The 24,861-nt window shown below is 59.9% G+C and carries 20 protein-coding genes; 10 read left to right on the top strand and 10 right to left on the bottom strand.

The window, feature by feature from the left end; genetic code table 11:
* The first annotated feature begins 62 nt into the window (after positions 1-62).
* The 3 genes from IB250_RS08195 (at position 63) to IB250_RS08185 (ending at position 2,115) form a co-directional block, all read left to right on the top strand.
* Entirely contained in the window at positions 63-440 is a 378-nt protein-coding gene (locus tag IB250_RS08195) for a c-type cytochrome (RefSeq protein WP_192343715.1), read from the top strand.
* Between the two features lie 384 nt (positions 441-824).
* The gene (locus IB250_RS08190; protein WP_192343714.1) at positions 825-1,391 is read left to right on the top strand and encodes a hypothetical protein; all 567 of its coding nucleotides are present in this window, start codon (positions 825-827) and stop codon (positions 1,389-1,391) included.
* A gap of 49 nt (positions 1,392-1,440) precedes the next feature.
* Positions 1,441-2,115, top strand: coding sequence for a MarC family NAAT transporter (locus IB250_RS08185; protein ID WP_192343713.1), 675 nt, complete (start codon positions 1,441-1,443; stop codon positions 2,113-2,115).
* Positions 2,116-2,257: 142 nt separating this feature from the next.
* Here the strand turns inward: IB250_RS08185 and IB250_RS08180 are convergent, their stop codons facing one another.
* From IB250_RS08180 to IB250_RS08170, 3 genes are all read right to left on the bottom strand, one after another.
* The gene (locus tag IB250_RS08180) at positions 2,258-2,860 is read right to left on the bottom strand and encodes a DUF4157 domain-containing protein (RefSeq protein ID WP_192343712.1); all 603 of its coding nucleotides are present in this window, start codon (positions 2,858-2,860) and stop codon (positions 2,258-2,260) included.
* 164 nt (positions 2,861-3,024) lie between these two features.
* The gene (locus tag IB250_RS08175; protein WP_306419134.1) at positions 3,025-3,720 is read right to left on the bottom strand and encodes a tRNA (adenine(22)-N(1))-methyltransferase; all 696 of its coding nucleotides are present in this window, start codon (positions 3,718-3,720) and stop codon (positions 3,025-3,027) included.
* A 150-nt stretch (positions 3,721-3,870) separates the two neighbouring features.
* Positions 3,871-4,032: a DUF2986 domain-containing protein gene (locus tag IB250_RS08170; protein ID WP_192343711.1), complete on the bottom strand. Its 162-nt coding sequence runs from the start codon at positions 4,030-4,032 to the stop codon at positions 3,871-3,873.
* Between the two features lie 153 nt (positions 4,033-4,185).
* Here IB250_RS08170 and IB250_RS08165 point away from each other — a divergent pair, with 153 nt between their 5' ends.
* Positions 4,186-4,896, top strand: a complete 711-nt coding sequence (locus IB250_RS08165) for a class I SAM-dependent methyltransferase (RefSeq protein WP_192343710.1) — start codon at positions 4,186-4,188, stop codon at positions 4,894-4,896.
* A gap of 82 nt (positions 4,897-4,978) precedes the next feature.
* Here the strand turns inward: IB250_RS08165 and IB250_RS08160 are convergent, their stop codons facing one another.
* From IB250_RS08160 to IB250_RS08140, 5 genes are all read right to left on the bottom strand, one after another.
* Positions 4,979-6,298 carry an outer membrane protein transport protein gene (locus tag IB250_RS08160; protein WP_192343709.1) on the bottom strand — a complete coding sequence of 440 codons (1,320 nt, stop codon included), beginning with the start codon at positions 6,296-6,298 and terminating at the stop codon, positions 4,979-4,981.
* Between the two features lie 162 nt (positions 6,299-6,460).
* Entirely contained in the window at positions 6,461-8,362 is a 1,902-nt protein-coding gene (locus IB250_RS08155) for an acyl-CoA synthetase (protein ID WP_192343708.1), read from the bottom strand.
* Entirely contained in the window at positions 8,362-9,318 is a 957-nt protein-coding gene (locus IB250_RS08150; protein WP_192343707.1) for a fumarylacetoacetate hydrolase family protein, read from the bottom strand. The genes IB250_RS08155 and IB250_RS08150 overlap by 1 nt, the downstream gene beginning before the upstream one ends.
* A gap of 175 nt (positions 9,319-9,493) precedes the next feature.
* Positions 9,494-10,585, bottom strand: a complete 1,092-nt coding sequence (locus IB250_RS08145; protein WP_123495068.1) for a VOC family protein — start codon at positions 10,583-10,585, stop codon at positions 9,494-9,496.
* An 84-nt stretch (positions 10,586-10,669) separates the two neighbouring features.
* Complete coding sequence (locus tag IB250_RS08140) at positions 10,670-11,284, bottom strand: TetR/AcrR family transcriptional regulator (RefSeq protein ID WP_192343706.1); 615 nt, start codon at positions 11,282-11,284, stop codon at positions 10,670-10,672.
* Positions 11,285-11,638: 354 nt separating this feature from the next.
* Here IB250_RS08140 and IB250_RS08135 point away from each other — a divergent pair, with 354 nt between their 5' ends.
* Complete coding sequence (locus IB250_RS08135) at positions 11,639-12,874, top strand: NADH:flavin oxidoreductase/NADH oxidase family protein (RefSeq protein WP_192343705.1); 1,236 nt, start codon at positions 11,639-11,641, stop codon at positions 12,872-12,874.
* A 22-nt stretch (positions 12,875-12,896) separates the two neighbouring features.
* On the opposite strand, the gene IB250_RS08130 is transcribed toward IB250_RS08135, so the two are convergent.
* Positions 12,897-13,541: a TetR/AcrR family transcriptional regulator gene (locus IB250_RS08130; protein ID WP_192343704.1), complete on the bottom strand. Its 645-nt coding sequence runs from the start codon at positions 13,539-13,541 to the stop codon at positions 12,897-12,899.
* 2 nt (positions 13,542-13,543) lie between these two features.
* Positions 13,544-15,202, bottom strand: coding sequence for a bifunctional 3-(3-hydroxy-phenyl)propionate/3-hydroxycinnamic acid hydroxylase (locus tag IB250_RS08125; RefSeq protein ID WP_192343703.1), 1,659 nt, complete (start codon positions 15,200-15,202; stop codon positions 13,544-13,546).
* 336 nt (positions 15,203-15,538) lie between these two features.
* On the opposite strand from IB250_RS08125, the gene IB250_RS08120 reads away from it, so the two are divergent.
* The 5 genes from IB250_RS08120 to IB250_RS08100 all read left to right on the top strand — a co-directional run bounded on the left by IB250_RS08120 (position 15,539) and on the right by IB250_RS08100 (position 24,775).
* Positions 15,539-18,436, top strand: a complete 2,898-nt coding sequence (locus IB250_RS08120) for an AAA family ATPase (RefSeq protein ID WP_192343702.1) — start codon at positions 15,539-15,541, stop codon at positions 18,434-18,436.
* Positions 18,437-18,691: 255 nt separating this feature from the next.
* The gene (locus IB250_RS08115; protein WP_123495075.1) at positions 18,692-18,907 is read left to right on the top strand and encodes a hypothetical protein; all 216 of its coding nucleotides are present in this window, start codon (positions 18,692-18,694) and stop codon (positions 18,905-18,907) included.
* A 118-nt stretch (positions 18,908-19,025) separates the two neighbouring features.
* A complete protein-coding gene (locus IB250_RS08110) occupies positions 19,026-20,540 on the top strand; it encodes an efflux transporter outer membrane subunit (protein ID WP_192343809.1) in 1,515 nt (504 codons plus the stop codon).
* 30 nt (positions 20,541-20,570) lie between these two features.
* On the top strand, positions 20,571-21,683 hold the full coding sequence (locus IB250_RS08105) for an efflux RND transporter periplasmic adaptor subunit (protein ID WP_123495076.1): 1,113 nt from the start codon (positions 20,571-20,573) through the stop codon (positions 21,681-21,683).
* Positions 21,680-24,775, top strand: coding sequence for an efflux RND transporter permease subunit (locus tag IB250_RS08100; protein ID WP_192343701.1), 3,096 nt, complete (start codon positions 21,680-21,682; stop codon positions 24,773-24,775). The genes IB250_RS08105 and IB250_RS08100 overlap by 4 nt, the downstream gene beginning before the upstream one ends.
* Positions 24,776-24,861 lie beyond the last annotated feature (86 nt).

Raw genomic sequence — 24,861 nt, 5'->3', positions numbered from 1 at the left:
ATCTTTCCCGCGCACAAAATCGCGTCCAGTCGACGCTGATCCCATCAAGGAAGATAAAAACAATGAAAATATTATTTATCGCTTCGCTAGGAATTTTATCGCTAATTCAAACATCACTATCCTTCGCGGATAGTGTTAATGGAAAAAATCTCTATTTACAGCGATGCACCATGTGCCACGGAATAGATCTCAAAGCAACAGGACCACTGGCTAATAAAAGCAATCCCCCTACACCCGATCTAACAACATTCGCTTTCAAAAAACGATTAAATGATTATCCGGGCGTAATTGTATCATCGATAATACTTCGTCCAAATGGGGACTTGATTCCAAAAACTTTGCGAGAGAATGGTGTAAAGCTATCGCCATACTCATGGAGGATTAAAGATCTGCGCGATTTAAATCAATATATGGGTGATGTGATTTCAAAAAATCGATGATTTTTGAGACGAGATACAGGCACAGAAATCTAAAAGCCATTTCAGGTTTGAGGGCTTGTGGGGCAATGCCGGTGAGCCAGTCGACCTCTCGCGGGCACATCGGCATGCTCAACGGAAAGCTTTCTGCGGTCCGCTGGGTATCAGGAGATGAGTGGGACATGCACGATATCTGAACAATAGCGCATGCTCCATCGCGCAGGAACGCCAGTATCGTAATTCGCCCACGGCAATGATTCGCAGGTCCCAAGCCGACTGCGATTTTGCCCGCCATACTGGAAAAACCGCGGTAATCGGTCCACTCTCGGATATCGAAGCGATTGTCCAGAGCAAGGCTCTAGCGATCCCTGGATTCGTTCTGTCAACCATCTATGGAAAAGCAGACCCATGAAACCAATCCGCGCCGTTGCCCTCGCCTCACTCCTCTCAACCGCCTGCCTGACGGCCCATGCCGCCGATATACCGTTGGGCAGCAGTGCCATGGAAGGTCACATCGTTTCACGCGTACTGGCCGTTGATCCCGCCAACTACCAGGTCACCATCGAAGGTCGCGACAAGAGTCCAGTGCCTATCCAACTCACCGACCAGGCCAAAAACCTGCACAATTTGAAAGTCGGCGACACGGTCGATATTCATGTGATTCGCTCGGTCGCTTATAAGCTTGATACCGATGTTGGCGGTGCATCGGGCGTCACTAATGAATCCATGTCCATCCGCGCCACCAAGGACAATCCCAATCCCGGAGGTGAAGCGGTTCGCCAGGTCAAGGTCACGTCCAAGATCACTCGCATTGACCTGAAACAGCATGAGGTGACCTTGCTTCCGCCGGAGGGAAAAGCGACTGTCCTGAAAGTCGAAGATCCGAAGCTTCAGGAAAGAATGAAAAAACTCCAAGTGGGTCAGACGGTCGATGCCATTTATACCGAAGTGCTGAAGGTCAAAACTTCACGCTAACAACGTTCGCCGACAAACGTGGCCTCGAACAACAGGACTTGAGTTCGACATGACAGATCTGTTCAATGCAATCGGACTTGGGTTACTGGCGCTGCTGCCATTGACTAACCCCCCCACCACAGTTGCGCTGTTTCTCGCCTTGAGTAAGGGGCTGAGTCACAAGGAAAAAAAGTCACAGGCTTTTCTGACGTCATTCTATGTCTTTCTGATCATGACGTTCACTTACTACGTAGGCGCGTTTGTTATGGATGCGTTTAATATCTCCATACCGGGCTTGCGTATGGCCGGTGGCGGAATTCTCATCATCATGGGCTTGAAGATGCTGTTTCCACCGCCTCTTCAGCCCTCTGCTTCCAGCAACGGCGCAACCGAACAACCGAACTTTGCGTTCATCCCGCTGGCCATGCCCAGTACGGCCGGACCTGGCACCATTGCGATGATCATAAGTTCCGCTGCCACTATCAAACACAGTACGTTGTTTCCTGCCTGGGTCTTATTAGTAGCCCCTCCGTTAATCTTCCTGTTTACCGCTCTTATCCTTTGGGTATGCCTGCTTGGCTCAGGGCTAATCATGAGAATAATGGGACAGTCAGGCATTGATGCCATATCACGGCTGATGGGTTTCCTTCTGGTATGCATGGGTGCGCAATTCGCCATTAATGGCTCGGTGGAAATCATCCAAACCATCATCGACAGTAATGCTCACCTGCTCCGCCCTCAGTAATTTCAAGAGCGTTTTCTATGAGTACCACCTGGCTGGCTCTCGGCATCCGGTATGAGAAACCTGAGGTTCTGCTGCCGCAGATGACAACCAAACGCGAGTCCAGCTTTGGCCCGCACCGATAACTCCCCTCGGTGACAGGTCGCTATTTTTCAATAAGCCCTTCGCGCAACGACCGCCTGACCTCAGCCTGTATGGCATAAGCCGGCGCCTCTACAGCGTTGAAATCCTGTGTATAGCGCTGGGCAAATCCTTCTACCCCCCATTCCTGATACTGCTGCACATGCTTTAACTCGTGAGCCCAGAGCGCGATGTTCTGTTCAGCGGTTTGAGCGTCCCGGAAAAGGATGATGTCGATCAGTGTCACGGCTCCGACATCGGGGTTTTGCAGCATGGCAGTGGCAGCGTTGAATTGACCGTCGTCGCTGACTTTGTAGCGCGCGGTATCGAGGACGCTGGGGTCGTACCAGCGCAGCAGTTGCTCGCGGATGTGCGGTGGAATGGGTTGGATGCCGGCGCTGGCTGCATCAGCGCGGGCTTGGGTCAACCATAGCGCCAGGGCAGGTGCCGCGATCTGGTGGACGTCATCAGGCAGGGAGCCGAGCATCGGCTCCAGGTCTGGCAGGCAGATGCAGCCGTTCAGGCACACTTCTTTTTCGCCAGCTGGGCAAGCGTTGGTCTGGGCTGGCACTTCAAGCGTCAGGCAAAGCACAAACAGCGCCAACAGGCGCGTGGTGATAGGTGGCATTGGCGCTCCAGGGACGGACGCAGCGCGAACAGGTCACAATTGATCGAGGATCAGCTAGCTTTAGCGTAGTCCCGAACCAGACGCTCCCAAGATAATTGCAGGGCAGACCATTTTTTCCGTGAATCCCTCGATAGGCGACTTAACGTACAGCCGCTGGAGCGTGTTCAAGCCAGCAGCTCGGTGATCCACCGGGCTTGCCGGGCGATGTCTTGCACCTTTTCCTCGGGCACGACCTGCCGAGCCCGGGCGAAGCTGGTCAGCGTCTGTTGCTTGTGGCGCAGAATGCGCTGCCACTTGATCAGGAACGCCGGGCTGCGTGCCTGCATCTGCAGTGGGCCGAAGTACAGCTCCTCAGGGGTATACAGCACCGGCCCGACGCGCTCAGCGACGATGATCTCGTAATAGAAGCGATTTTCCCGCAGCACTTCCTCGCAGAGGATACGGTAGCCATTCTCCATCAGCCATTGGCGCAATGGCTGCTCGCCACCGTTGGGCTGCAGGATCAGTCGCTCACGGCCACTCAGGCGTGCCTTGCCGTTGTCGAGGATGTCGCGGATCGTCTCGCCGCCCATGCCACAGATGCTGATCGCCGTGATCTCGTCTTCTGGCTCGATCGCCGCCAAGCCATTGGCCAGGCGCACGGTAATCCGCTGGTCCAGGCCGTTCTCGCGCACAGTGCGTTCGGCCGAGCGCAATGGCGTCAATGCCACCTCCCCAGCCACCGCCGCCGCGATGGCGCCACGGCGCATCAACGCCACCGGCAGATAGCCGTGATCCGAGCCGATATCGGCCAGGCGCGCATCTGCTGGTACATGCGCCGCGACGCGTTCCAGGCGCATGGACAATGTGTGTTCGTTCAACAGCAGCCCCTTTTCACCACGAACGTCCGAAACCTTTGGCCGGATCGGGGCGCGATTCTGTCGAGTCACGCCATGCATTTCAAATTTATGCGACCAGGACCATCTCGCCCCGACCTACCGCACACGTATCGACCCAAAAAAATACCTGGATCAGCTCTCAGGGGAAATGATCGAGTCCAGACTGGGTTCAGCAGCCAGTTTCAATCGGTCAGCTTTACTGATGTATTTAGACTTACTGGGCGGTGCCAATTTGGCGCTGGCCTTTTTTGCGTGAGCCTTTAATAACTGCTGTATTTTTTTACGACGGTTCATATTTCCTGCTCGGCGTGTGAGTTCGTGAATGATGGCAGAGGTTCGGGTAACGGGACAATGGTTGATGGCTTCCAAGTGGTTCGCGACAACGCTTCTGCGACCTGCCAGCACTTGTCCTATCCTTCCATCTAACCCATGACTCCGGACATCGAAATGCCCGCCCTCGAATCCACCCTCCTCCAGAGCTGGCACCACAACGCCCAATCCTGGATCGAGGCCATCCGTACCGGCACCATTGAAAGTCGCCTGAAAGTCACCGACCAGGCCATCCTGCTGGCGGTACTCGGCCGCCAACCCGAGCACGTGCTCGACCTGGGCTGCGGCGAGGGCTGGCTGTTGCGTGCCCTGGCTGACCGCGCCATCCAGGCGGTTGGTGTGGATGGCGATGCAGCGCTGGTCGAGGCAGCGCGGGCGGCGGGCTCTTCGCGGGTGCATTTGGCGAGCTATGAAGAGTTGGTGGAGGCGAAGGTAGACATTGGCAGCAACTACGACCTGATCTGCGCCAACTTCGCCCTGTTGCACCAGGACATCATTCCCCTGCTCACGGCCATGAACGCCCTGCTCGTCCCTGGTGGCACGCTGGTGATCCAGACGCTGCATCCGTGGACCGCGGCGGCGGGCGACTATCAAGATGGTTGGCGGGAGGAGACCTTCGCTGGGTTCAAGGGGCAGTGGCAACCCATGCCGTGGTACTTGCGAACGCTGTCCAGTTGGCTCAATGCTCTGGACATGGCCGGTTTTCGGCTGGCCGGCTTGCAGGAACCGCAGCACCCGCAAAGCCCTGTGCCGCAGTCATTGCTGCTGGTGGCTGAGCAAAACCCACCCACTGCCGCAAAAGTAGTCGCGGCAATGGGTGCTGACTGACAGGCAGAACTGCATCACGCCCCGTCGGGATAGTTGCTTTTCGATTAAAGGTGCAAGACTTGCAAAAATGGAGTCGTGTCGATCAGTACCGATAGGTTGCCTGCACTGAAATTCCATTCGCACTATTTTTGTAGTTGGCACTGTATTCCGGTTGAAGTCCGGAGTTGTTCGAATGCTGTACTGAGGCTTTTGAATCCCAGAGATAGCCATACGCAAAGTCTAACGTCAGATCGGCAGTCGGCGAATAAGCGCCGCCCAAGGTCACGGCCTGGCGATTCCCGACCGGAACGCGCACGCTGCGGTCGGCATTCCCAACGGGCGTCTGATCATAGGCATAGCCTGCGCGTATCAGCCATTGCGGGTTCAATTGATAAGATGCGCCAACCGCGGTGGACCAGGTGTCGTGCCAGTTCATCTCTTCGGCCACACGCCCCAGGCCAGCAGCCTGGCCCATGGCGGAAACACCGCTGTTGATTGCTTCGATCTTCTGAATCCGGCTCCAGCGTGTCCAGGTGGTCCCCAGGTATCCGGTCCAGCGACTATTGAATCGATGGGTGATGGACGTATCCACTGATTCGGGCATCGTAAGATCTATCTGGGTGTCATACTTTCCGTCCAGCGGGATAACGCTCGGGGAGCCGGAAACCTCAGTGTGCCCTTTGAGCTGATAGTTCACCTTCGAGTGATAGGTAATCCCCCAACGGGTTGCCTCATTAAAGTCGACCAAGAGTCCGACGTTGTAGCCAATCGCCGTGTCATCGCCTTTGATGGTAACCAGTGTGTCCTGGCCGTTGTTCAGGGCGCCGGTTGCCATGTAATTCTGAAGCTTTGCATTGAAACGGTTCAGGGTCGGTCCACCCCCAATAGACACGTAATCATTGATTCGATAGGCAATGGTAGGCTGCAGCGTTATCTCCTTGGTCGTGCTGTAGGAGCCATGGTAGCGACCCTGAAAAGAGCCCTCGTAATCATTGATCAGACCACTCGGGGCATAGAGGCCCAGCCCCACCGAAAGACGCTCATCAAGCGGTGTCGACATATAGGCGAAAGGAACGGCCCCCAAAGGTACCGAGTCCCCCTCATTCGTGCCTGGGGCACTGCTCTGCGCATCACTGATGTCGTCGCTCACCGAAACGATCGCGGCACCGCCGGAAATTTCACTGCGCTTCAACTTGGTCAGGCCAGCAGGATTTCCATAGATGGTGCTGGCGTCCAGCGCGGAAGACGACCTTCCTGCATAAGCAGTTCCCGCACTGCTTGCACTTTGTTCGTTTAGCGCAATGCCATTGGCACCTGCAATAGAAGAGGCGCTGAGCAGGGCCATGGCACTGGTGACCTTAATCCAGACAGCATACTTTCGCAGAGCAGAGAGACACGGCATCACACGGCTATTCAGTTTCATTGTCCACCTCTTGTTTATTGTTTTTATTGATTGCACGCAGGCAAGGCTTCGCCTTCCTGTGCACTTTTCAGTGCCGGCTGGAATTGATCGAAGTTGTGTAAAAGGCCCTGACTGAACAACACCAGGGCACGACTGCCGCGATTACAGATGCGAATCAGAGACTCAATTAAGCCACTCGGTTTGAAAGCTATAACGCCCCAAAAGCGGAGCCAGGACTTCCTGGGCAGTTCCGGCCCGGATGCAGGCGACATGCCCACGGCGATTGTCCTGCACGACCTCAACAGCAATATTCGAAAGCCCCAGGCGTTCCACTTCTTCCTGGACTACTTTGGCAATCTCCCGCTGTTGCAAAGCGGGCTTGAATATCTTGCCCACGGCAGTCAGTGGCAACGCCTCGAGAATTTCAATGCGCTTGGGGACTGCTGCCCGCTCGCTGATATTGAGATGAGCGAATGCCTCAAGTTCTTCGGCGTTGCAAACTTGCCCGGGACGCAGTTGAACGTAGGCGACTGGCACCTCGCCCGAGTAGGCATTGGGGCTGCCGATTGCAGCGGCCAAGGCGACAGCGGGATGCGCCTGCAGAGCCTCCTCGATTTGCTTGGGATCAATGTTGTGGCCGCCGCGAATGATCAACTCCTTCTTGCGTCCGGTCAGCCAGAAGTACCCCTGTGCATCCTGACGGCCCAAATCGCCCGTATTCAGCCAGCGCTGACCTTCGATATCGATCCAAAGGCCCTGGTTATGACGCTCCTCCAGATAGCCCTCGAAGACATTCGGGCCACTGATCGTGATGAGGCCGATCTCATCCACATTGGCGTCGCGCAGGTACTCTCCAGAATCATCGAGCACGACCGCGCGCATATTCTGGTAGGCAATCCGCAGCCCGATGGAGCCGATACGGCGCTCGCCATGGGGCGGATTGATTGAGGAAACGCAGGTGCCCTCCGTCAGACCGTAACCTTCAAGGATCTTTACCCCGGTCCGGCGCTCGAATTCCCGGAAAAGCTCAGCCGGCATGGGTGCGGCGCCACACATTGCATAGCGAAGACTGGACAGGTCGCAGCCCTGCCATTCATTTTGCAGAAGTGCGGCATAGACAGTTGGCACGCCGGAAAAGAGGTTGATACCGAAGTGCTCGACCATCTCCCAGAATCGTGGGATCACCCCCTCGCCACGATAGCCATGAGGCGTGCCGAGGATCACATGGTCGCCCTGAGTCCAAGGCACCAGCCCCGTCACCAGTTGTCCATTGACATGAAACAGCGGCAGGCCACAAAAGATAACCTGGCCACCACTGCGTGGCTGCAAATGAGCGGCTACGGCCCATGCATTGAACACTTCAGAGCCATGGCTACGCGCGGCGATCTTGGGGAGCCCGGTGGTGCCGCCCGTACAGATGTAGGAGGAGCACTCATCGCGGCGGATTTGCCGACCGCTCTTCAGGTGTGTGTGCGGCTGAGTACTCATCAGCGATTGCCAATCGTGGATCGCGATATCTCGATGCAAGCCTCGTTCCTTCAGTGCCGCTGCTTTCAGAGCCCCACGCACGGGTTCGGCGACATAGGGCTCCATGCTGACCCACACGACAGACCTGACCGTGGGCAACTGATCCAGTTGCGAAGCCAGTTTTGGCCACAGATCGCTGCCCGCCGTTGGCGCGAGCGTCACTACCACGGATGCCTTCGCAGCATCCAGCAAGCCAGCTATCTGCTTGGCCTCGAGCAGCGGATTGATTGCCATGACGATGCCCGCCGCCTCCCCGCCCCATATCGTGAAATGGGTTTCCGGCAGATTGGGCAAGATAAAGGCAAGCACCTCGCCCGGTTTTATACCCAGGTCATGGAAAGCATTCGCCGCGCGGGTGATATCCGCGAAGAGCTGGGAGTAGTTCCATTTGTAGGTGCGCTTGAAATCGGCGGCATCGGCGAAGAAGCTAAGCGCCGGTGCCTGGGGGGAGCACCGGGCTGCCTGTCGCAGCGCTTCATAAGTGCTGGATGCCAGGCCACGTTCCGACAGGGGGGCTTGTTCGAGGCTTTCGATGTCACTCAGGGTCTGCACAACCATCAGGCTTCCTCCACGACTCGGTTGCGTTGCACGCCGAGGTCGATCACACCATCGGCGCTGCGAATGCGCGCCTCAACCACGTCACCTGGCTTGAGATATTGCGTCCGACCTTCCTGTGCCTTGAGGAAAAGCTTCCATTTGGTGGCTTCTGGCATCAGGGCCGCAATACGCTGTTTGCCAGGCGAAGGTACCGTGAGCGCACAGCCAGCAGGCGTACCGGTGGCGATCAGGTCTCCAGCGGCGAAATCTTGCAGGGCGGAAAGTTCGGTAAGGGTTTCAGCGGGGCCGTAAACCAGGTTGGCCGTGCTGTCGTTCTGTCGCACCTGGTCGTTGACCGTCAGGCGCAGTTGCAGCTCTTTGAGGTAACGAATGTTCGTGGCATCCAGAAGGCAGAGGTACGGGCCGACCGGACCGAAAGTGCGGAAGCTCTTGCCCTTGTAGAACTGCATCTGAGGAATCTGAATGTCACGAGCCGAGTAGTCGTTGACGATGACGACGCCTGCAATGAACTCATGCAGATTGGCGTCGGTGACAACAACAGCGCCGTTGATCGCGCGTTTCATCACCAGCCCCAGTTCGATCTCGTAGTCGAGGAAGCGCACGGTCCGTGGCTTGATCAGGTCGCTGTCAGCCCCCACCAGGCAACTCGTCGCCTTGGTGAAGATCATGTTGAATTTCTTCACATCCGGGTCCATGCCCGACTCGATCATGTGCTGACGGTAATTGGCGCCCTGGCAGACGAACTGCTGGTTACGGGTCACCGGCGACAGCAGTTTCACTTCGCCCTCCGCAAGCTCCGTACCTGTTATTTGAGCGAGGTCGTCGATACTGTTTTCGCGAATGAAATCACCGGTGGTTTCAAAAGCGCCGGGGACAACCGTGATACGGCCCTGGCGTAGCACGCCCCAGTGGATACCGTTCTGAAATTCGAAGCGGACTACGTGTACAGCAGACATTGAAGGTACTCCTGGAGCGGCGTTTGTCTCGCGCTCGGCGGCGCGAGAACTGTGGTGTTGTTCTGAGAGGGGGCTGGCAACGCTGTAGACCAACGAGCCGCCGGCGATCAACGCGCCGGCTTTGAGCACATCCCGACGGCCATACCTGGTTGCATTGCCCGACATGGCGGCAGCTCTACCCGAACATCCGCATGAGTGTTATCAACTTGCGAATGCTCAAGTCCGGACTGCGTCGCAGGTTGCGCAACAGCGCACGCAGATTGGCCAGGCTCATCTTCGGTTTTGTAAAACGCTTGGGCATGCGCTGCCCCCACTGCGCCATTGCCTCGGGGCTCACGGGATGAATGCCCGTAGGCTGTGCAGCCGTGAAAATATCCCCGTCGCAGTAATGCTCGTGCTTATCGCCCCAAGGGTCTTGCCAGTAATCGAAGATCTGACTGCCCAGAATGTGTCGGCCGATGCCCCATGAGTGCACCCAACCGCGCTCGCGCAGGACGCGCTGCCCCATGCCCACAGCGTCTGCATCGACGACCTCATAGGCGCTATGGCTATAGGTCGCCATGAACCCTTGCGCTATCGCGAGCGTATGGTGATCCGCAGGAGTGTCACCAAGGTCAAGGCGCATAAAGGTGACAATAGGTGTGCCATCGGGGAGTACCTGCACATCGCTGGGAATCAACCCGAAATGCTTCGTATACCAGGCACAGGTCGCCTGGTAGTCGGCCACTTCGATGACGATGTGGCCCAGTTTGAGGACTTCAGCCGGAGCGATCGGCGGGCGCTGCGTGGCGTTGATTCGCGGTTGCTCCTGCGCCAGATTCCAGGAAAGAGGAGCTCTGTGTCCCAGCGTTATACCTGCCGTCTGGTCGCAAACAGCTTCCACGATGAATCCGGAAGGATCGGTGAGTTTGACGCAATACCCACCACCAGGATGTTCTGATTTTTCTACCAATGACGCGCCTGGGATGCGCGTCAGTTTTTCCAGATCCTTGAGCGACTGGACTGCCAGTCCGAACCCGACAAAACGTGCATGTTCTGCACGATGGACACGGTAACAATATGCAGTGGGGACGGTGGCGCGCAGGTAAAGCGTATCGGCGTCCTGCTGACTTACCGACAGGCCGAAGTCGGTCAGGAACCGCGCCGCCTCGTTCAAGTCCGGCCGTTGAAAGATCAGGTGCGTCAGATCCTGGGCCTTCACTGTCGGTTGCGGATGCCGGGCAGGTTGTGGTGTCGCTAACCGGGGCATTTCATTTTTGTGGGTCATTGTTCTTGTTTTCCGGGTTTTCAGGGTAAAGCCGTCCCCGCACCCCTGAAAATCCAGGGGTGTCTGGTTGACTCGGTTAATGAATCAGTCGAGGGAAGGCAGTGCTGGCAACTCGCTGGTCGCCAGCGCTCTAGCCTCTTCAGGCGGGACACCCAATGCCCGCAGCACCAGCTCGGCCGTGTCAGAGCCCGATTCGCGCCACGTCCTGTGGCCTTCCAGCACCAGGAAAATCGAGCCCAGGACACTGCTCGATATCAGCGTCATTACCGAGAGCAATTGCCCCTTTTCAAACGTGTACCGCCCACTGGACAGTCCGCTCAGAAGATCGGTCGTCGCTTGGCTGCTGAACATTTCGCGCAACGAAGCATTGCTCATGGCGAATTTATGGATGAACGCCCCCCACTGAGAGTCTTCGTGCGCTCGACGAATGAACAATCGAATGCCATTGGCAAGGCGCTGAGCCGGATCAGTGAGGGAGTTGAAGCTCTTGTTGACACGCTCATGCATCTCCTTGGCGAGATGGCTGGCGACCGCCTCGAACAGGCTTTCCATGTTGTCGATGTTGCTATAGACCGTTCCGCGCGCCACGCCTGCCTCTTGTGCGAGATCAAGAATGTTCACTTGTGAGGTGCCTCTTTCAGCGAACAGGCGAAAGGCGGCTTGATGAATACGGCGCTGTGTTGGATTCAGGGATTCCACGGTTCTCTCTCCAGGATTACCTTATGGCCTGATTGAACACTTGTGTTCAGTTTACGTCAACAACGTTTTTTGAATTAAATACGTTTTTCTCAATGAGATCCTTTCTATGGCGCAAAAAACCGGTAGATCGATTGGATATGGCAGGATCGTTGAAGGGCTCTACACATTGACACAACTGAACACGCGTGTTCAGCTATGTCGTGTTTCTGGCTCGCCGTCCCGGCAGGTCATCAAACCGGCCCCTCGATGCAAACCAGGAGCTCAACAACCTGAGCAAGCACTGTGCAGACGGTGCTCAAACGGTATGACCCTTAGCGATGGCTGGCCGAATTCTCATCAGCTGAAGGACAGAACATGACCAGCTCAAAGCTCTTCAAACCGCTTCGTTTGCCTAACGGCACGGTGATTCCCAACCGAATCGCCAAGGCTGCCATGGAGGAGAATCTTGCCAATGAGGATCACGCTCCAGGGGATGCGCTGGTTAAGCTCTACCGGCGTTGGGCGGACGGTGGGGCCGGCCTGATCATCACTGGCAACGTCATGGTTGACCGCCACGCCTTGACCGGACCCGCTGGTGTAGTGCTTGAGGACGATCGGAACCTGGGCCAGTTCAGGCTATGGGCCGATGCTTGCCGCAGTCGCGGAGCCCAGGCCTGGATGCAAATCAATCATCCCGGACGGCAGCTATTGGCCTCCATGGGGCAATCGGCACGGGGCCCCTCCGCGGTGGCTGTCGACATTCCCGGACTATCAAAGGCCTTTGTGCCGCCCAGAGCCTTGAATGAGCAGGAGATCGAAGAGCTGATTGAGCGCTATACCCGGGCCGCAGTGCTGGCTGAGCGTGCCGGATTCACCGGCGTGGAGATTCATGCAGCGCATGGTTACCTGTTCAGCCAATTCCTCTCCCCCTTGACCAACCGGCGTAGCGACCGCTGGGGCGGCGGCCTGGAAAATCGTGCACAAATTCTCCTGCAAACTATCGATGCAATACGCCGGCGAGTGGCACCGATCTTTTGCGTCGCTGTGAAGCTCAATTCCGCGGACTTTCAACGCGGTGGTTTCGATGCCGAGGATGCGGCGCGCGTGGTGGAAATGCTCAACGCCAAGGCGGTCGACCTGGTCGAGTTGTCCGGTGGCAGCTACGAAAGCCCGGCGATGCAGGGGCAAACCCGCGATGGCAGCCGCCTGGCTCGAGAAGCGTATTTTCTCGAGTGCGCGGAAAAAATAGGAAAAATCGCGCGCATGCCGCTGATGGTCACCGGCGGCGTGCGCAGAAAGGAGGTCGCGGAGCGAGTGGTGAGCGGCTCGGTGTCGATGGTGGGGCTTGCCACTGCGCTGGCAATCGAGCCGGCCCTGCCAAGCCAGTGGATGGCAGGTCAGGACACCGAAGTGGAGCCGATCGTCGTCCGCTGGAAGAATAAGGCGCTGGCGTCGCTTGCAGTGGCGTCGGTGGTCAAGAAGCAACTCGGCTTGTTGAGCCAAGGCAAACAGACAAAACCCAAGACGTCGCCACTCATGGCATTGATCGGCAATCAGCTGAAATCTCGTCGCCAGGCGAAGAACTATCGGCAATGGATTGGCCGGGCTTAGCCGGCCGAGGATGACATCAGGACTAGGGTAGCGGCTTACCAGCGATTTTCTTGGCTCTGGCAGGTGTTACGCCCAGCGCCTTGAGAATCATCTCGGCAACCTGCAGATCGTGTTCCGCCACCGCACGCCCTTCGACAACCGAGCGCATGGCGCCGGTGGTGCACGATACGACCATGTCCAGGGCGATCCCTTCGTCCTCATAAGCGAAAGTCCCCGCGCGCAGCCCTTCACGCAAGTCGCCCAGCACATGGGCGGCCAAGCGCGAGCGCATGGTCTGATCGGAATGGATGATGCGCAGCAGTGCGTTAGCCCATTGATGGTCGTACGCGGCCCGGCAGATGAACATGCGCACGCCAATCGAAAGCCGCTGTGCACCGCAGTGTACGTCCGAGCTCAGGGCGGAAATGGCATCGGAGAACTCGCTCGCCATGGCGATGCCAACCGCCTCGAGAACTTCGTCACGCGTTCGAAAATAGTTGTAGATGGTGCCGTTGGATACCGCGGCCTCCGCGGCGACATCGAGCAGTGCAATCTCCCCCACTTCCTTGCGTGCGACCAGACGCAACGCCGCGTCCACCAGGCCGCGACGGGTGCGTTCCCGCTTCTTGTGGCCTCGAGTGAGAGGCTCTTGCTCAGTTGCTTCTGAAGGAAAAATGGGGGAAGGCATCTTCACGCTCTTAATCGAGGAGGCTCGTTTATGGTAATGGAAACGTTGTCGGCCGTGGAATCGGCGCTACCCATCAGGATCAGGCAGTCTCGAACCAGGCTGCCTGCCTGTGCGCCGGGAGCGTGGTGCATGATGATACGGTCGGGGCGGATCGCGACGAGCGTGCCTTTGGCAGCCAGCGGCAGGATGTCATGGTTCAGGTCTTCGATGAAGTCGCAAGCGCTGTCGGAGCGCTGACCGCAGGCTCCGATCTGCAAGAAGTGGCCTCCCATCTGTATCCAGGAAAAGACCTCGGCAGCGCTCAGCAGCGACAACGGGTCGACACCGAATCCGACCAGGGTCAGGTTGTGTCCAAGCGCATCGTCGCTCAGTTGGATCTGCTGTTGCGTGTTGCGTACCCAGGCCTGGGGAAACAGGCTGCCACGCACCAGTTTGTCGCCACGACGATGACGCATGAACAGACCGTTTTTGAAGATGTTCTTCGGTTTGATGTCCAGTTGTTCGAAGTACTTTCTGGAAGCGGGAGTCAACGCCAGCGCGCGCATCATTGCGTGGATGAAGAAAGCGGCGACCTTGTTTCTTGGCATCACCAGACGGCCCATGAGTTTTGCCAGATTGATCATCGCCTGGGCATGGGGGCGGCGCTCTACGTCATAGGTATCGAGTACTGAAGGCGCGGCTTGGCCGTGAAGGACCCAGGCCAGTTTCCAGGCGAGGTTGGCGCCATCTCGAAGCCCCGCTACGAGACCTTGCCCGACAAAGGGGGGAGTAATGTGGGCTGCATCCCCTACAAGGAAAACTCGCCCCTTGCTGAACCTGTTGCAGCAGCGCGCGTGGAATCGATACACCGCCTTGCGCTCTATTTCCAGCGCCTGCGGATTGATCCATGGCGCAATCAGCCGGGCGATGCTTTCCGGGCTTTCCAGCTCTTCCCGGGATTCGCCTGGGTGCAGCATGAACTCCCAGCGCTCCCTTCCGCCGGGCGCAGGCATGTGCGGCGTCGGGCGCAGTGGATCACAAAGAAACTCAACGTGATCAATGGCGGACTTATGCCGGTTTTTTACATCGACAATCAGCCAATCCTCTGCATAGGTTTGTCCTTCGAATTCCTGGCCGATCAAGGCCCTGACCCTGGAGCTGGCACCATCCGCACCGATCAGGTATCGGGCGCGAATGAAATGCAGATGGCCGTCCTGATCCCGCACGGAGGCGACGACACAATCCGATTCCTCGACCAGATTCTCGAGCTCGAAGCCACCCAGGCTGGTCACTGACTTCAGCCCAGAAACCTGTTTACGCATCGCGTGTTCGAGGTCGGGTTGATAGAAAGTCACCAGTTTGGGGTGGCCGTCGATGCACCCGGCGGTGTTGGCCCGACTGAATTGCCCGAGGACCGGGGAATGCATCTTCACTTCAGGGATAACGATCTTCTCGAAAGCATCTTCCGACAATCCGGCGAGTTGCAGGATGCGAAGCGCCTCGTTGTCCAGAGCGATGGCACGAGGCATTAGCAGGACCTCATGGGTCTTGTCCATTACCAGTGTCTTTACTCCATAGCGGCCGAGCAGCGCCGCGATTGTCGCCCCTACCGGGCCGTTACCGACGACCAGCACATCGACGGCGGTGGGAGGCAGTTGCGAAGCTTTTTTGTTGTTGTTCATCTCGAGCCCTTGTTGTGATTGAAGTGGTGAGACGCGCCGGTCTCATCGTCAGGCAAGGTCAAGGTATGTAAAATTGAGACATATTTCAATATTGAAATTTTCGTCATTACCATTTCAAGATCATTACCGCCTCGGAATGAGGCCCTATGTTCTGTGCCGAAGGTGTCAGGGGGCCTTGCGCAGTCGCAACGTCTCATCGAATTGTCCTGCGATGGAGAGCGGGTAGCGTCTGCATCGATTTCCGACCGGCGAGGCTTGGCTTATGAGCCGATCAGCGTTGTTATTGGAGTAATGGCCCAGTGCTAGAAACTATGTTTTAGTCTTCAGGAATCCAACGTGGCGCGTCCGCAGCCTCATCCGAACCCAGTCCAGCTCTGCTTCGTCGAGTTCGAGCTCGACGAAGCCAACGCCTGCTTGTTACGTAACGGAGAAGCCGTGGCGTTGGCACCAACGCCCTTCACTCTGCTGTGCGCACTTGCACGCCAACCCGGATCGCTGGTGACCAAAGATGCCTTGCTTGATGCCGTGTGGGGGCATCGGTTCGTCAGCGATTCAGTGCTGAAGACGGCCATCAGCGATCTGCGCAAGGTGCTGGGCGATGACCCCAGGCAGCCCCGCTTCATTGAGACTGTGTCGCGGCGCGGCTATCGCTTCATCGCCGCGCCATCCCCTGCCCCTTCGATGCCGCCGGCATCCGCGACGGTGCCGGCGGCCGGTGCGTATCCGTCGCCGCCATTCATTGGTCGCACCGACAAACTTTCAAAACTGCAGCGCGCGTGGGAGCGGGCTTACGGAGGGCAACGCGCAGTGGTCTGGCTTGCCGGAGAGCCGGGGATTGGCAAGACCACGTTGATCGAACACTTCCTCGCCAGCCTTGGTGACATCGCCTGCGCACGTGGCCATTGCGTGGAGCACTACGGCACCGGCGAGCCGTACCTGCCGGTGCTGGAAGCGTTGGCCGATCTGTGCCGCAGCGACCCCGCCCTGCCGACGCTGCTGCGCGCCGTGGCGCCAACCTGGCTGCTGCAACTGCCGTGGCTGAGCACCGCGCAAGAGCGAGACGCGTTGCGGCGCGAGCTTGCCGGCATCGGTCCGGATCGCATGCTGCGGGAAATGGGCGAACTGCTGGACCGCTACACTGAGCAGCGGCCGCTGTTGCTGGTAACCGAAGACCTGCATTGGAGCGATCGAGCGACGGTCCAGCTCATCGACTATGTGGCGCGGCGACGGGGCCGCACGCGGCTTATGTGGCTGGCGAGCTTCCGCGTCGCCGAAGTGGTGGCGCTTGATCATCCGCTCAACTCGTTGCGCCACGAACTGCGCCTGCAACGTCTGTGCGAGGAAGTGGTGCTCGACCCGTTCTCGGAAACCGAGGTCGCTGACTATGTCGCGCTGCGCTCAGCCTCTCTGGCCCGCGATGAAACCTTCGTGCGTGCCCTGCACGAGCGCACCGACGGTGTGCCGCTATTCGTCTCGTCAGTCATCAGCGAAGTGATGGACACAACGGGCGACGACGCCACCATCGAGGCCCGGCTGGCGGGGATGGCGGTTCCCGAGAACCTTGCGGCCATCATTGATCACTACATCACCAAGCTCGGGCCGGAGCAGCTTGCGCTGCTCTCGGCGGCAGCGGTATGCGGAGTCGAGTTCCGGGTCGAGACGGTTTCGCTGGCCCTCGAACGCGACCTCGCTTCGGTGGCCCACGCCTGCGAGGAACTGGTGCGCGAGCAGGTGTGGCTCACTCGGTCGCGAGCCGCCGAACTTGAAGAGACGGTGGAGCTACCCTACTCGTTCCGCCATGCCCTCTTCCGCCAGGTACTGTACGACCGCACGCCGCGCTCATTGCGTACCCACCTTCATAGCCAGGTTGGCACTGCGCTCGAACGCGAGCGCATGGCCGGCGTGCCGGTTGCTGCCTCGGAGCTGGCGACGCACTTCGACCGGGCCCGGCAGCCGATGATCGCGCTGCACTACTACGCCGAGGCCGCGGAAGCCGCGTTGCTGCACTTCAGCCCAGCCTTGTGCTTCGGTCTCACTGAGCGCGCGATGGTCCTGCTGTGGCAGGCGCCGGAAGGGATGGAGCGCGATACGCTCGAAATTACCTTGGCCACGCTGCAAGGCGTGTCGGCGTTCCATACGCTCGGTGTCGGCAGCGAAGCCAGGAACGCGTTCGAACGCGCGTACACGCGGCTAACGGATGTACCCGAGCATCCGATGCGCGGTCGCCTGCTGCACGGATTCGGCTATCTGCTCGGTCTGCGCGGCGACTATACGCAGGCGCTGGCGGTCGCGGAACGCGCCGAAGCCCTCTCCTCCGAGGCGAACGATCCAGCGCTCATGCTGGTGGCGTGCATCGTGCAAGGCGAGGTGCATCATCTCCAGGGGCACACGCAGGCAACCCGCCGATGGCTGGAGCGCGCACTCGCAATCGCCGAGCCGCTGGACATCGGGGCGAACGAGATCTTTGCGGCCGATCCTCAGGTCATGCTGCACGGCATGCTGGCCATAGAACTCGTGCGTTCTGGCCTGGTTGAGCAAGGCCGGGCTCATATGCAACTGGCGCGGGACCGCGCACAAACGCTTCGCCAGCCTATGACCTGGCTGGTCGCCACCTGGCAGGAGGTGTTGATCGAAGTGCGAATGGGAAACCCTGTGCGTGTGGCAGCGCTGGCTGACGACATGCAGACATTGGTCGACGAGTATTCGCTCGCACTGGGGCGCACGGCTTGCCGCTGGTGGCACGGCTGGGCCGACGCGCGCAACGGCGCACCGCGCGACGGCTACCGCAGCATCCGCGAGGCCTACGAAGAACACACCGGACTCGGCATGCGCTCCGGTGCCAGCGAGGTACTCGGCTACGCCGCCGAGGCGTTGCTGCTGGCGGGTGATTGCGACGCCGCGCGAGTCGAGCTACAGGAAGCCCTACACGTTGGGGAAGAACTGGGCGAGCGCGTGTACCTGCCGCAATTGTTGCTGCTGGAGGCAGCGATTGCGCGGACGCAGGGCCGGCTCGATGCCGGCAGCATTGCGGTGCGGCGTGCGGTTGAGGAGGCGCGCACCCAGGAAGCACCGTGGCTGGAGCTGCAGGCGTTAGTCGAGCTGTGTGGGCACCACGACGCTACGGCCGAGGACCGCCAGGCCCTGGCGGCGCTGCTTGACCAGTTGCCCGAAACGGAGGGAACCGAGCTGGTGAAACGTGCGCGCTCGCTGCTTCAGGGCGCAAAGTCGGCTTGATGAGTTAAGGGCGCAAACTTGTGGGAGTGAGCCTGCTCGCGATGACGGAGGTACATTCAGCATCAATATTGGCTGACCCGTCGCCTTCGCGAGCAGGCTCGCTCCCACAGGGGCTGCGGTGTTCAAGCCCTTAACTTACCGGCATTGATTTCTGTCAGAGCGGCGCTGTCCCGACCGAAGTCTGACCTTTCGCTTACGACTCGACCCAGGAGGCGGCCTACGCTGTCGTCGAACTTTCTTGCCCCCTGGTCTGTGATGAGTCTGAACCCTGAATCCAAGTACCCCAATCGTCGCTCGTACGTCCTGAAGCTGCGCAGCGATGCCACGCCCGGCGCCCTCGCGGGCCGCCTTGAAAACCTGGTCACCGGGCGTCAGCGCGAGTTTTCGTCTGCCGAAGAATTGCTGGAGTCGATTGACTCGGACCTCACGTCGGCGGCCGACGAGCACGCGGCAAATGCCGACGGCGAGTGACGCCTCCAACAATGAATGAGCACTCGATATGGCGACCGAACGGCGACGTTTCGCTGACGACTTCGCGCATACCGGGCCCTACGCTGATACCACCTCGAATCTATACGAGTCCAATCCGATGCTGCGATGTCCCCTTCCCCTTCCGTTGACCCGCTATGCCGGGCAGACGCCCCTGCAACATGCCGAACGCCTGTTCGGCGTCGTCGTGGGTGCGGCGCTTGCCGCGTCTATCGCGCTGGTCTTGACCGGTTGCTCTACTGAGGTCGCCAAGCCGTCGGTAGACCTGCCGGCCAAGTTCGCCGCAAGCACAGCCTCCGAAATGGAACCCGAAGCCGCGTGGTGGGAGACGTTCAACGACCCGGTGTTGACGGATCTGGTGCGCCGCGCGATGCGTGAAAACCGTGATATCAAGATCGCCGCCGAGCGTGTGCGCACCGCTCGCGCCGGTGAGACGATCAGTCGCTCCTGGCTCTTTCCGAGTGTCGGAATGTCCGCCTTCGGCTCCGACCGTAGCAGCGGCTACAGCACGGCCAAGAAGCAGGGTTATCCAGATACCGAGACCGTGGGCGCCGGTCTGGACGTCTCTTGGGAACTTGACCTCAGCGGACGCCTACGTGCTGGAGCAGCGGCGGCCGAGGCCGAGGCACTGGCCGCGGAGGACGGCGTGCGCGGCGTGCGTCTGCTGGTGATGAGCGACATCGCCAGCAACTACTTCACGCTGGTTGGCGCACTGCGCCAGGCCGAAACATTAGGCGCGATCTCCAAGGCGCAAGACGAGACACTGCGCCTGGTTAATGCGCGCCACCGTGTAGGGTTGGCGACCTCTTTCGACGTCGAGCGCGCGCAAACCGATGCCGCATCGGCGCGCGCGCAAATCCCACCGCTGGAGACGCTGGCAGCCGTATCGCGACATCGCATCGCGGTGCTGATCGGGGATCAGGCCTTTAACGCCATGAGCATCCAGCCCTCCCGTGGCAACGCGGTGGCGCCCGAGGCCCGCAAGGGGCAGCCCGCCACCCTGCTACAGCGTCGGCCTGATGTATTGGCGCTGATGGCGCAGCTCGATGCCGCCAATGCGCACCGTAAACAAGCTGCGGCTGAGTGGTTCCCGCGGCTGTTCCTCGGCGCATCCTACGGCCGCCAGGGCCTTGAGCTGAACGGTCTGGACCTGGGCGCCGCACGCTTCACCAACGTGGCCGGTCTGCTCGCGATGCCGATCTTCAACGCCGGGCGCACACGCGCGATCAACGAGGTTGCCGAGAGCGGCCAGCGTGAGGCGCTATTGCGCGCCGAGGACGGCATTGTGCGCGCACTCGAAGACGTGGAGAACGCCCTCGTCACGCAGACGCAAGAGCGTCAGCGCGCCCAGTCATTGCAGTCGGCCACCGAGTCCGCGGAGGCGGCGCTGAGCCACGCGCAATCGCTCTACGACAGGGGGCAGATCGACCTGTTGCCGCTGCTCGACGCGCAACGGGCGCGCCTGGCGGTTCGCCTGAATGCCAACGACAGCAACACCCGGCTGCTGCTCGATAGCGTGCAGCTCTACAAGGCACTGGGCGGGGGCTGGCAGGTGTTCGAACAACCCGCTACTCCCACAGCAGCCACCACAGCCGACCGGCCACCACTTTCCTAAGAAACTGCCGTTTTTCAAAGAGGAACCGCCTTGAAAACCTCCCTTACTGCGGCCGGCGCTTTGGCCGTAGCCGTCATGCTGTCCGCGTGCAGCCCGGACCAGCCGACCGTTCAGGCACCACGACCGGTACGCACCGTTGAAATCAGCTACGACAATGCCCGCGACATCAGTCGCTACGTAGGCACCGTACAGTCGCGACATGAAGTCGACCAGGCCTTCCGCGTGGGCGGCAAAGTCGCCCAGCGCAACGTCGATGTAGGCCAGTTTGTACGCGAAGGCAGCATATTGGCTGTGCTGGATGACAGCGACTACCGCCTCGCTGAAGAAGCGTCTCGACAACAGTGGGCGGTTGCCGCCGAGCAGACACGCCAGGCCGATTCGGACCGCCAGCGCCTGACCGCGCTGAAGGCTGACGGCTCGGTCAGTGCGGCCGACGACGAGCGCGCGCATACAAATGCCCAGACTGCGCATGCGACCGCCGAGGCCGAGGCGCGAAAGCTTGAGCTCGCACGCAACCGGCTCAAATACACCGTGCTGCGCGCCTCGCGTAGCGGCGTCGTCACGGCTGTTCGCGTTGAGACCGGGCAAGTCGTGGCTGAGGGCCAACCGGTTGTCTCGATCGCGAATCCCGATGAATCCGAGATCGTTGTCGATGTGCCCGAGGATCAGCTGTCCGTCTTCAAGGAGGCGCGTTTCAAGGCCTCGCTGGCCAGTGCGCCTAACGAGATCTTCGATGTCACGCTGCGTGAGCTGTCGCCCCAGGCTGCGGCGCAAACGCGCACCTATCGCGCGCGGCTCAAGCCGATGCAGGCGCTGCCGCTGGGCGCCACTGCCACGGTAACGGCCGAGCGCGTAATGACCAGTGTCTCGGTGGCAGCGGTGCCAGCCACGGCACTGACGCAAAGCGGCGGCCAGCCTGCCCTGTGGGTGGTCACGCCCGTGGGCAAGGATCCGGTCGGCGTCGTCGAATTGGTGCAGGTGGCGGTGTTGGGCTACCGCAACGACGAGGTGCTCGTCTCCGGGCCGCAGGCCGGTGCATTGGTCGTTACCGCCGGGGTACAGAAGATGGCATCCGGACTGAAGGTCGCGCTTCCCGGCGCGGCGATTGTTGACGCGAACATCACGCAGCAGGCCGCCCGATGAACAACTTCAACCTCACCGACTGGGCGCTGCGCCATCGCGCCATCGTCCTGTTCATGCTCCTCATTGTCGCAGTGGCCGGCGCCTTCAGCTTCACCAGGCTCGGTCAGCTCGAGGATCCGAACTTTTCCGTGCCCTCCATGACCGCCATGGTCATCTGGCCGGGCGCCACCGCTCAGCAGATGCAGGACCAGGTCCTCAACCGCATGGAGAAGAAATTCGAGCAGATCGACAACTTCGAGAAGGTGGTCACCTACGCGCGGCAAGGCTACGCGGGCATGACGCTCACCGTGCGCGGCGGCACCTCCAAGGCTGACCAGCGCGAGGCCTGGTATCAGGCGCGCAAGAAACTCAACGACCTGAGCCGCGAGCTGCCTGACGGTGTGATCGGCCCGATCGTAAACGACGAATACGGCGACGTGTATGGCCTGATGTACGCCGTCAAGGGCGACGGCATCGGCCACGCCGACCTGTCGGACGCGGCCGAGGACATCAAGCGCCAGATGCTGAAGGTGCCGATGGTCAAGAAGATCGATCTCATCGGCAAGCAGGCCAAGCGTGTCTACGTCGAGTTCTCGCACGAACGCCTGGCGGCGCTGGGCATTACACCGTTGGCCATCGCCGAAAGCCTCAAGAGCCAGAACGCCCTGTTGCCCGCAGGTCAGATCGACACCCGCGGCGACCGCGTCATGGTGCGCGTGAGCGGCCAGTTCGCCAGCGAAGAGGCTATCCGCAACGTGCCCATCTCCGCAGGCGGTCGGCTGATCAAGCTCGGCGACATTGCGACCGTTACACGTGGCTTTGAGGATCCGCCGACCTACACAGTGCGCCACAACGGCCAGCCAGTGCTGATGCTCGGCATCACGATGACCAGCGACGGCAACATCGTGGACCTTGGCAAGGCGATGGACGCGGCAGTCGCCAAGATCCAGTCGGAGCTACCACATGGCGTGGAGCTTGAGCTCGTGGCCGACCAGCCAACCACGGTGAAGGATGCTATCCACGACTTCGCGCACGCGCTGGCTGAGGCGCTGATCATCGTGATCGCAGTGAGCCTGGCCAGCCTGGGCTGGCGCGCTGGCCTTGTGGTCGCGACCACAGTGCCGCTGGTGTTGGGCGGCGTAGCGCTGGTGATGCTGGCGATGGGCTGGAACCTGGAGCGTATCTCGCTCGGCTCGCTGATTATCGCATTGGGCCTGCTGGTGGATGACGCCATCATCGCCATCGAGATGATGGTGGCGAAGATGGAAACCGGCATGGACCGCGTAAAGGCGGCCGCCTTCTCTTATCAGTCCACCGCCATGCCGCGCCTGACCGGCGCACTCATCACCGTCGTGGGCTTCCTGCCGATCGGCCTCTCAAAGTCCACCACCGGCGAGTACGCGGGTGGCATTTTCTGGATCGTCGGCGCCGCTGTGCTGTTTTCGTGGATCTGTTCCGGCATCTTCACCCCGTACCTGGCGGTCAAGATGCTGCCCAACGATTTAGGCAAGCACCAGCATGGTGATATGTATGACACGAAGTTCTACCGTACCCTGCGCCGCCTGATCGACGCCGCCATCGAGCGCCGGTGGGTGGTCATCGGTGCGACGTTTGGCGCTCTGGTGCTTGCTCTGGCCTGTATCAAGCTAGTGCCGCAGCAATTCTTCCCCAACAGTTCGCGACCTGAACTGGTCATTGACCTGCGCGTCAAGGAAGGTTCCTCGTTCGCCGCGACGACCGAGCAGGTCAAGCACATGGAGGAGATCCTGGCGAAGGACGAGGACGTGCGTTTCTATACCGCCTACACCGGCGCCGGCGCACCGCGCTTCTATCTCTCGCTCAACCCCGAGCTGCCGAACCCGGGATTCGCCCAGTTCGTTGTAATGACCAAGGACCTGGATGCACGCGAGCGGGTGCGTGAGCGGCTGGTGACCTCGGCCGACCCACAATTCCCGCAGGCGTGGGTGCGCGTGACCCGGCTCGAGTTGGGGCCGCCTGTCGGCTACCCGGTGCAGTTTCGCGTCGTCGGCCCCGATACCCAGGTGGTACGCCAAATCGCCCGCGACGTGGAGAAGGTGGTTGCGTCCAACCCGAAGGTGCGCGACCTCCAGCTCGACTGGAACGACCCGGTGCGCACGCTGAAGGTCGAGCTTGATCAGGACAAGGCGAGCGCGCTTGGCCTCACGCCGGCCGACGTGTCGCTGGCGACCCAGACCGTGATGAACGGGGCAACCCTGTCGCAGCTGCGTGAGCATGAGGACCTGATCGACATCGTCGCCCGTGCCGTGCCTGAGGAGCGCTTGAGCCTCGACACACTGAAAGACATCAACCTTTACACCCGCCAGGGCACGGTGGTGCCACTGTCGCAAGTCGCACAGGTGCGCTCTGAGCTGGAAGAGCCAGTGCTGTGGCGCCGCAACCGCGATATGGCGATCACGGTGCGTGCCGACGTGAAGGATGGCGAACAAGGCGTATCGGTGACGCAGGAGCTCCAGCCGTTGCTCAAGGATATCGAAGCGCAGCTGCCGTCAGGCTACCGCATCGACGTGGGCGGCGCGGTGGAGGAAAGTGACAAAGCCAACAAGGCACTGCTGGCGGTGGCCCCGCTGATGCTGATCAGCATCCTGCTGTTGCTTATGCTGCAACTGCAGAGCTTCTCTCGCATGTGGATGGTGGTGCTGACCGCACCGCTGGGCCTGATCGGTGTGGTGCCGGCGCTGCTGGTGTTCCAGTCGCCGCTGGGCTTCGTCGCAATCCTGGGCATCATCGCATTGGGTGGCATGATCATGCGCAACTCGGTGATCCTGATCGATCAGGTACAAACCGAGATCGCCGAAGGGCGCGCCCCATGGAATGCGGTGCTGGATGCCGCCATTCACCGGGCCCGTCCGGTGATGCTGACGGCACTGGCCACCGTGCTGGCAATGATCCCGCTGACGCGCAGTGTGTTCTGGGGGCCGATGGCAATTGCGATCATGGGCGGCCTTACCGTGGCGACGCTATTGACGATCTTCTTCGTCCCGGCGTTATACGCCGCCTGGTTCAAGGTGGGTCGCCAGCCGGCCGCTGACAGCCAACAGATACGGGGGGATGCCGCACTCGCTTCTGAGTGATGTATGCCGTGACACTGTGTTCCGGACCTCACCGCTATTAGAAAGGCTTGCTCAGCGCCGTTTCTGAAAACAACAGAGGTCAGCCG

Source organism: Pseudomonas sp. PDM09 (assembly GCF_014852305.1).
GTDB lineage: Bacteria > Pseudomonadota > Gammaproteobacteria > Pseudomonadales > Pseudomonadaceae > Aquipseudomonas.
This window is presented reverse-complemented; position numbering and strand designations above follow the sequence as displayed.

What these genes read in the sequence shown, in the direction of transcription:
- IB250_RS08110 (WP_192343809.1), top strand. Translation starts at nt 19,026, where the DNA reads ATGCTGCGATGTCCCCTTCCCCTTCCGTTGACCCGCTATGCCGGGCAG.
- IB250_RS08190 (WP_192343714.1), top strand. Translation starts at nt 825, where the DNA reads ATGAAACCAATCCGCGCCGTTGCCCTCGCCTCACTCCTCTCAACCGCC.
- IB250_RS08130 (WP_192343704.1), bottom strand. Translation starts at nt 13,541, where the DNA reads ATGCCTTCCCCCATTTTTCCTTCAGAAGCAACTGAGCAAGAGCCTCTC.
- IB250_RS08165 (WP_192343710.1), top strand. Translation starts at nt 4,186, where the DNA reads ATGCCCGCCCTCGAATCCACCCTCCTCCAGAGCTGGCACCACAACGCC.
- IB250_RS08100 (WP_192343701.1), top strand. Translation starts at nt 21,680, where the DNA reads ATGAACAACTTCAACCTCACCGACTGGGCGCTGCGCCATCGCGCCATC.
- IB250_RS08195 (WP_192343715.1), top strand. Translation starts at nt 63, where the DNA reads ATGAAAATATTATTTATCGCTTCGCTAGGAATTTTATCGCTAATTCAA.
- IB250_RS08135 (WP_192343705.1), top strand. Translation starts at nt 11,639, where the DNA reads ATGACCAGCTCAAAGCTCTTCAAACCGCTTCGTTTGCCTAACGGCACG.
- IB250_RS08145 (WP_123495068.1), bottom strand. Translation starts at nt 10,585, where the DNA reads ATGACCCACAAAAATGAAATGCCCCGGTTAGCGACACCACAACCTGCC.
- IB250_RS08115 (WP_123495075.1), top strand. Translation starts at nt 18,692, where the DNA reads ATGAGTCTGAACCCTGAATCCAAGTACCCCAATCGTCGCTCGTACGTC.
- IB250_RS08170 (WP_192343711.1), bottom strand. Translation starts at nt 4,032, where the DNA reads ATGAACCGTCGTAAAAAAATACAGCAGTTATTAAAGGCTCACGCAAAA.
- IB250_RS08150 (WP_192343707.1), bottom strand. Translation starts at nt 9,318, where the DNA reads ATGTCTGCTGTACACGTAGTCCGCTTCGAATTTCAGAACGGTATCCAC.
- IB250_RS08155 (WP_192343708.1), bottom strand. Translation starts at nt 8,362, where the DNA reads ATGGTTGTGCAGACCCTGAGTGACATCGAAAGCCTCGAACAAGCCCCC.
- IB250_RS08180 (WP_192343712.1), bottom strand. Translation starts at nt 2,860, where the DNA reads ATGCCACCTATCACCACGCGCCTGTTGGCGCTGTTTGTGCTTTGCCTG.
- IB250_RS08125 (WP_192343703.1), bottom strand. Translation starts at nt 15,202, where the DNA reads ATGAACAACAACAAAAAAGCTTCGCAACTGCCTCCCACCGCCGTCGAT.
- IB250_RS08160 (WP_192343709.1), bottom strand. Translation starts at nt 6,298, where the DNA reads ATGAAACTGAATAGCCGTGTGATGCCGTGTCTCTCTGCTCTGCGAAAG.
- IB250_RS08185 (WP_192343713.1), top strand. Translation starts at nt 1,441, where the DNA reads ATGACAGATCTGTTCAATGCAATCGGACTTGGGTTACTGGCGCTGCTG.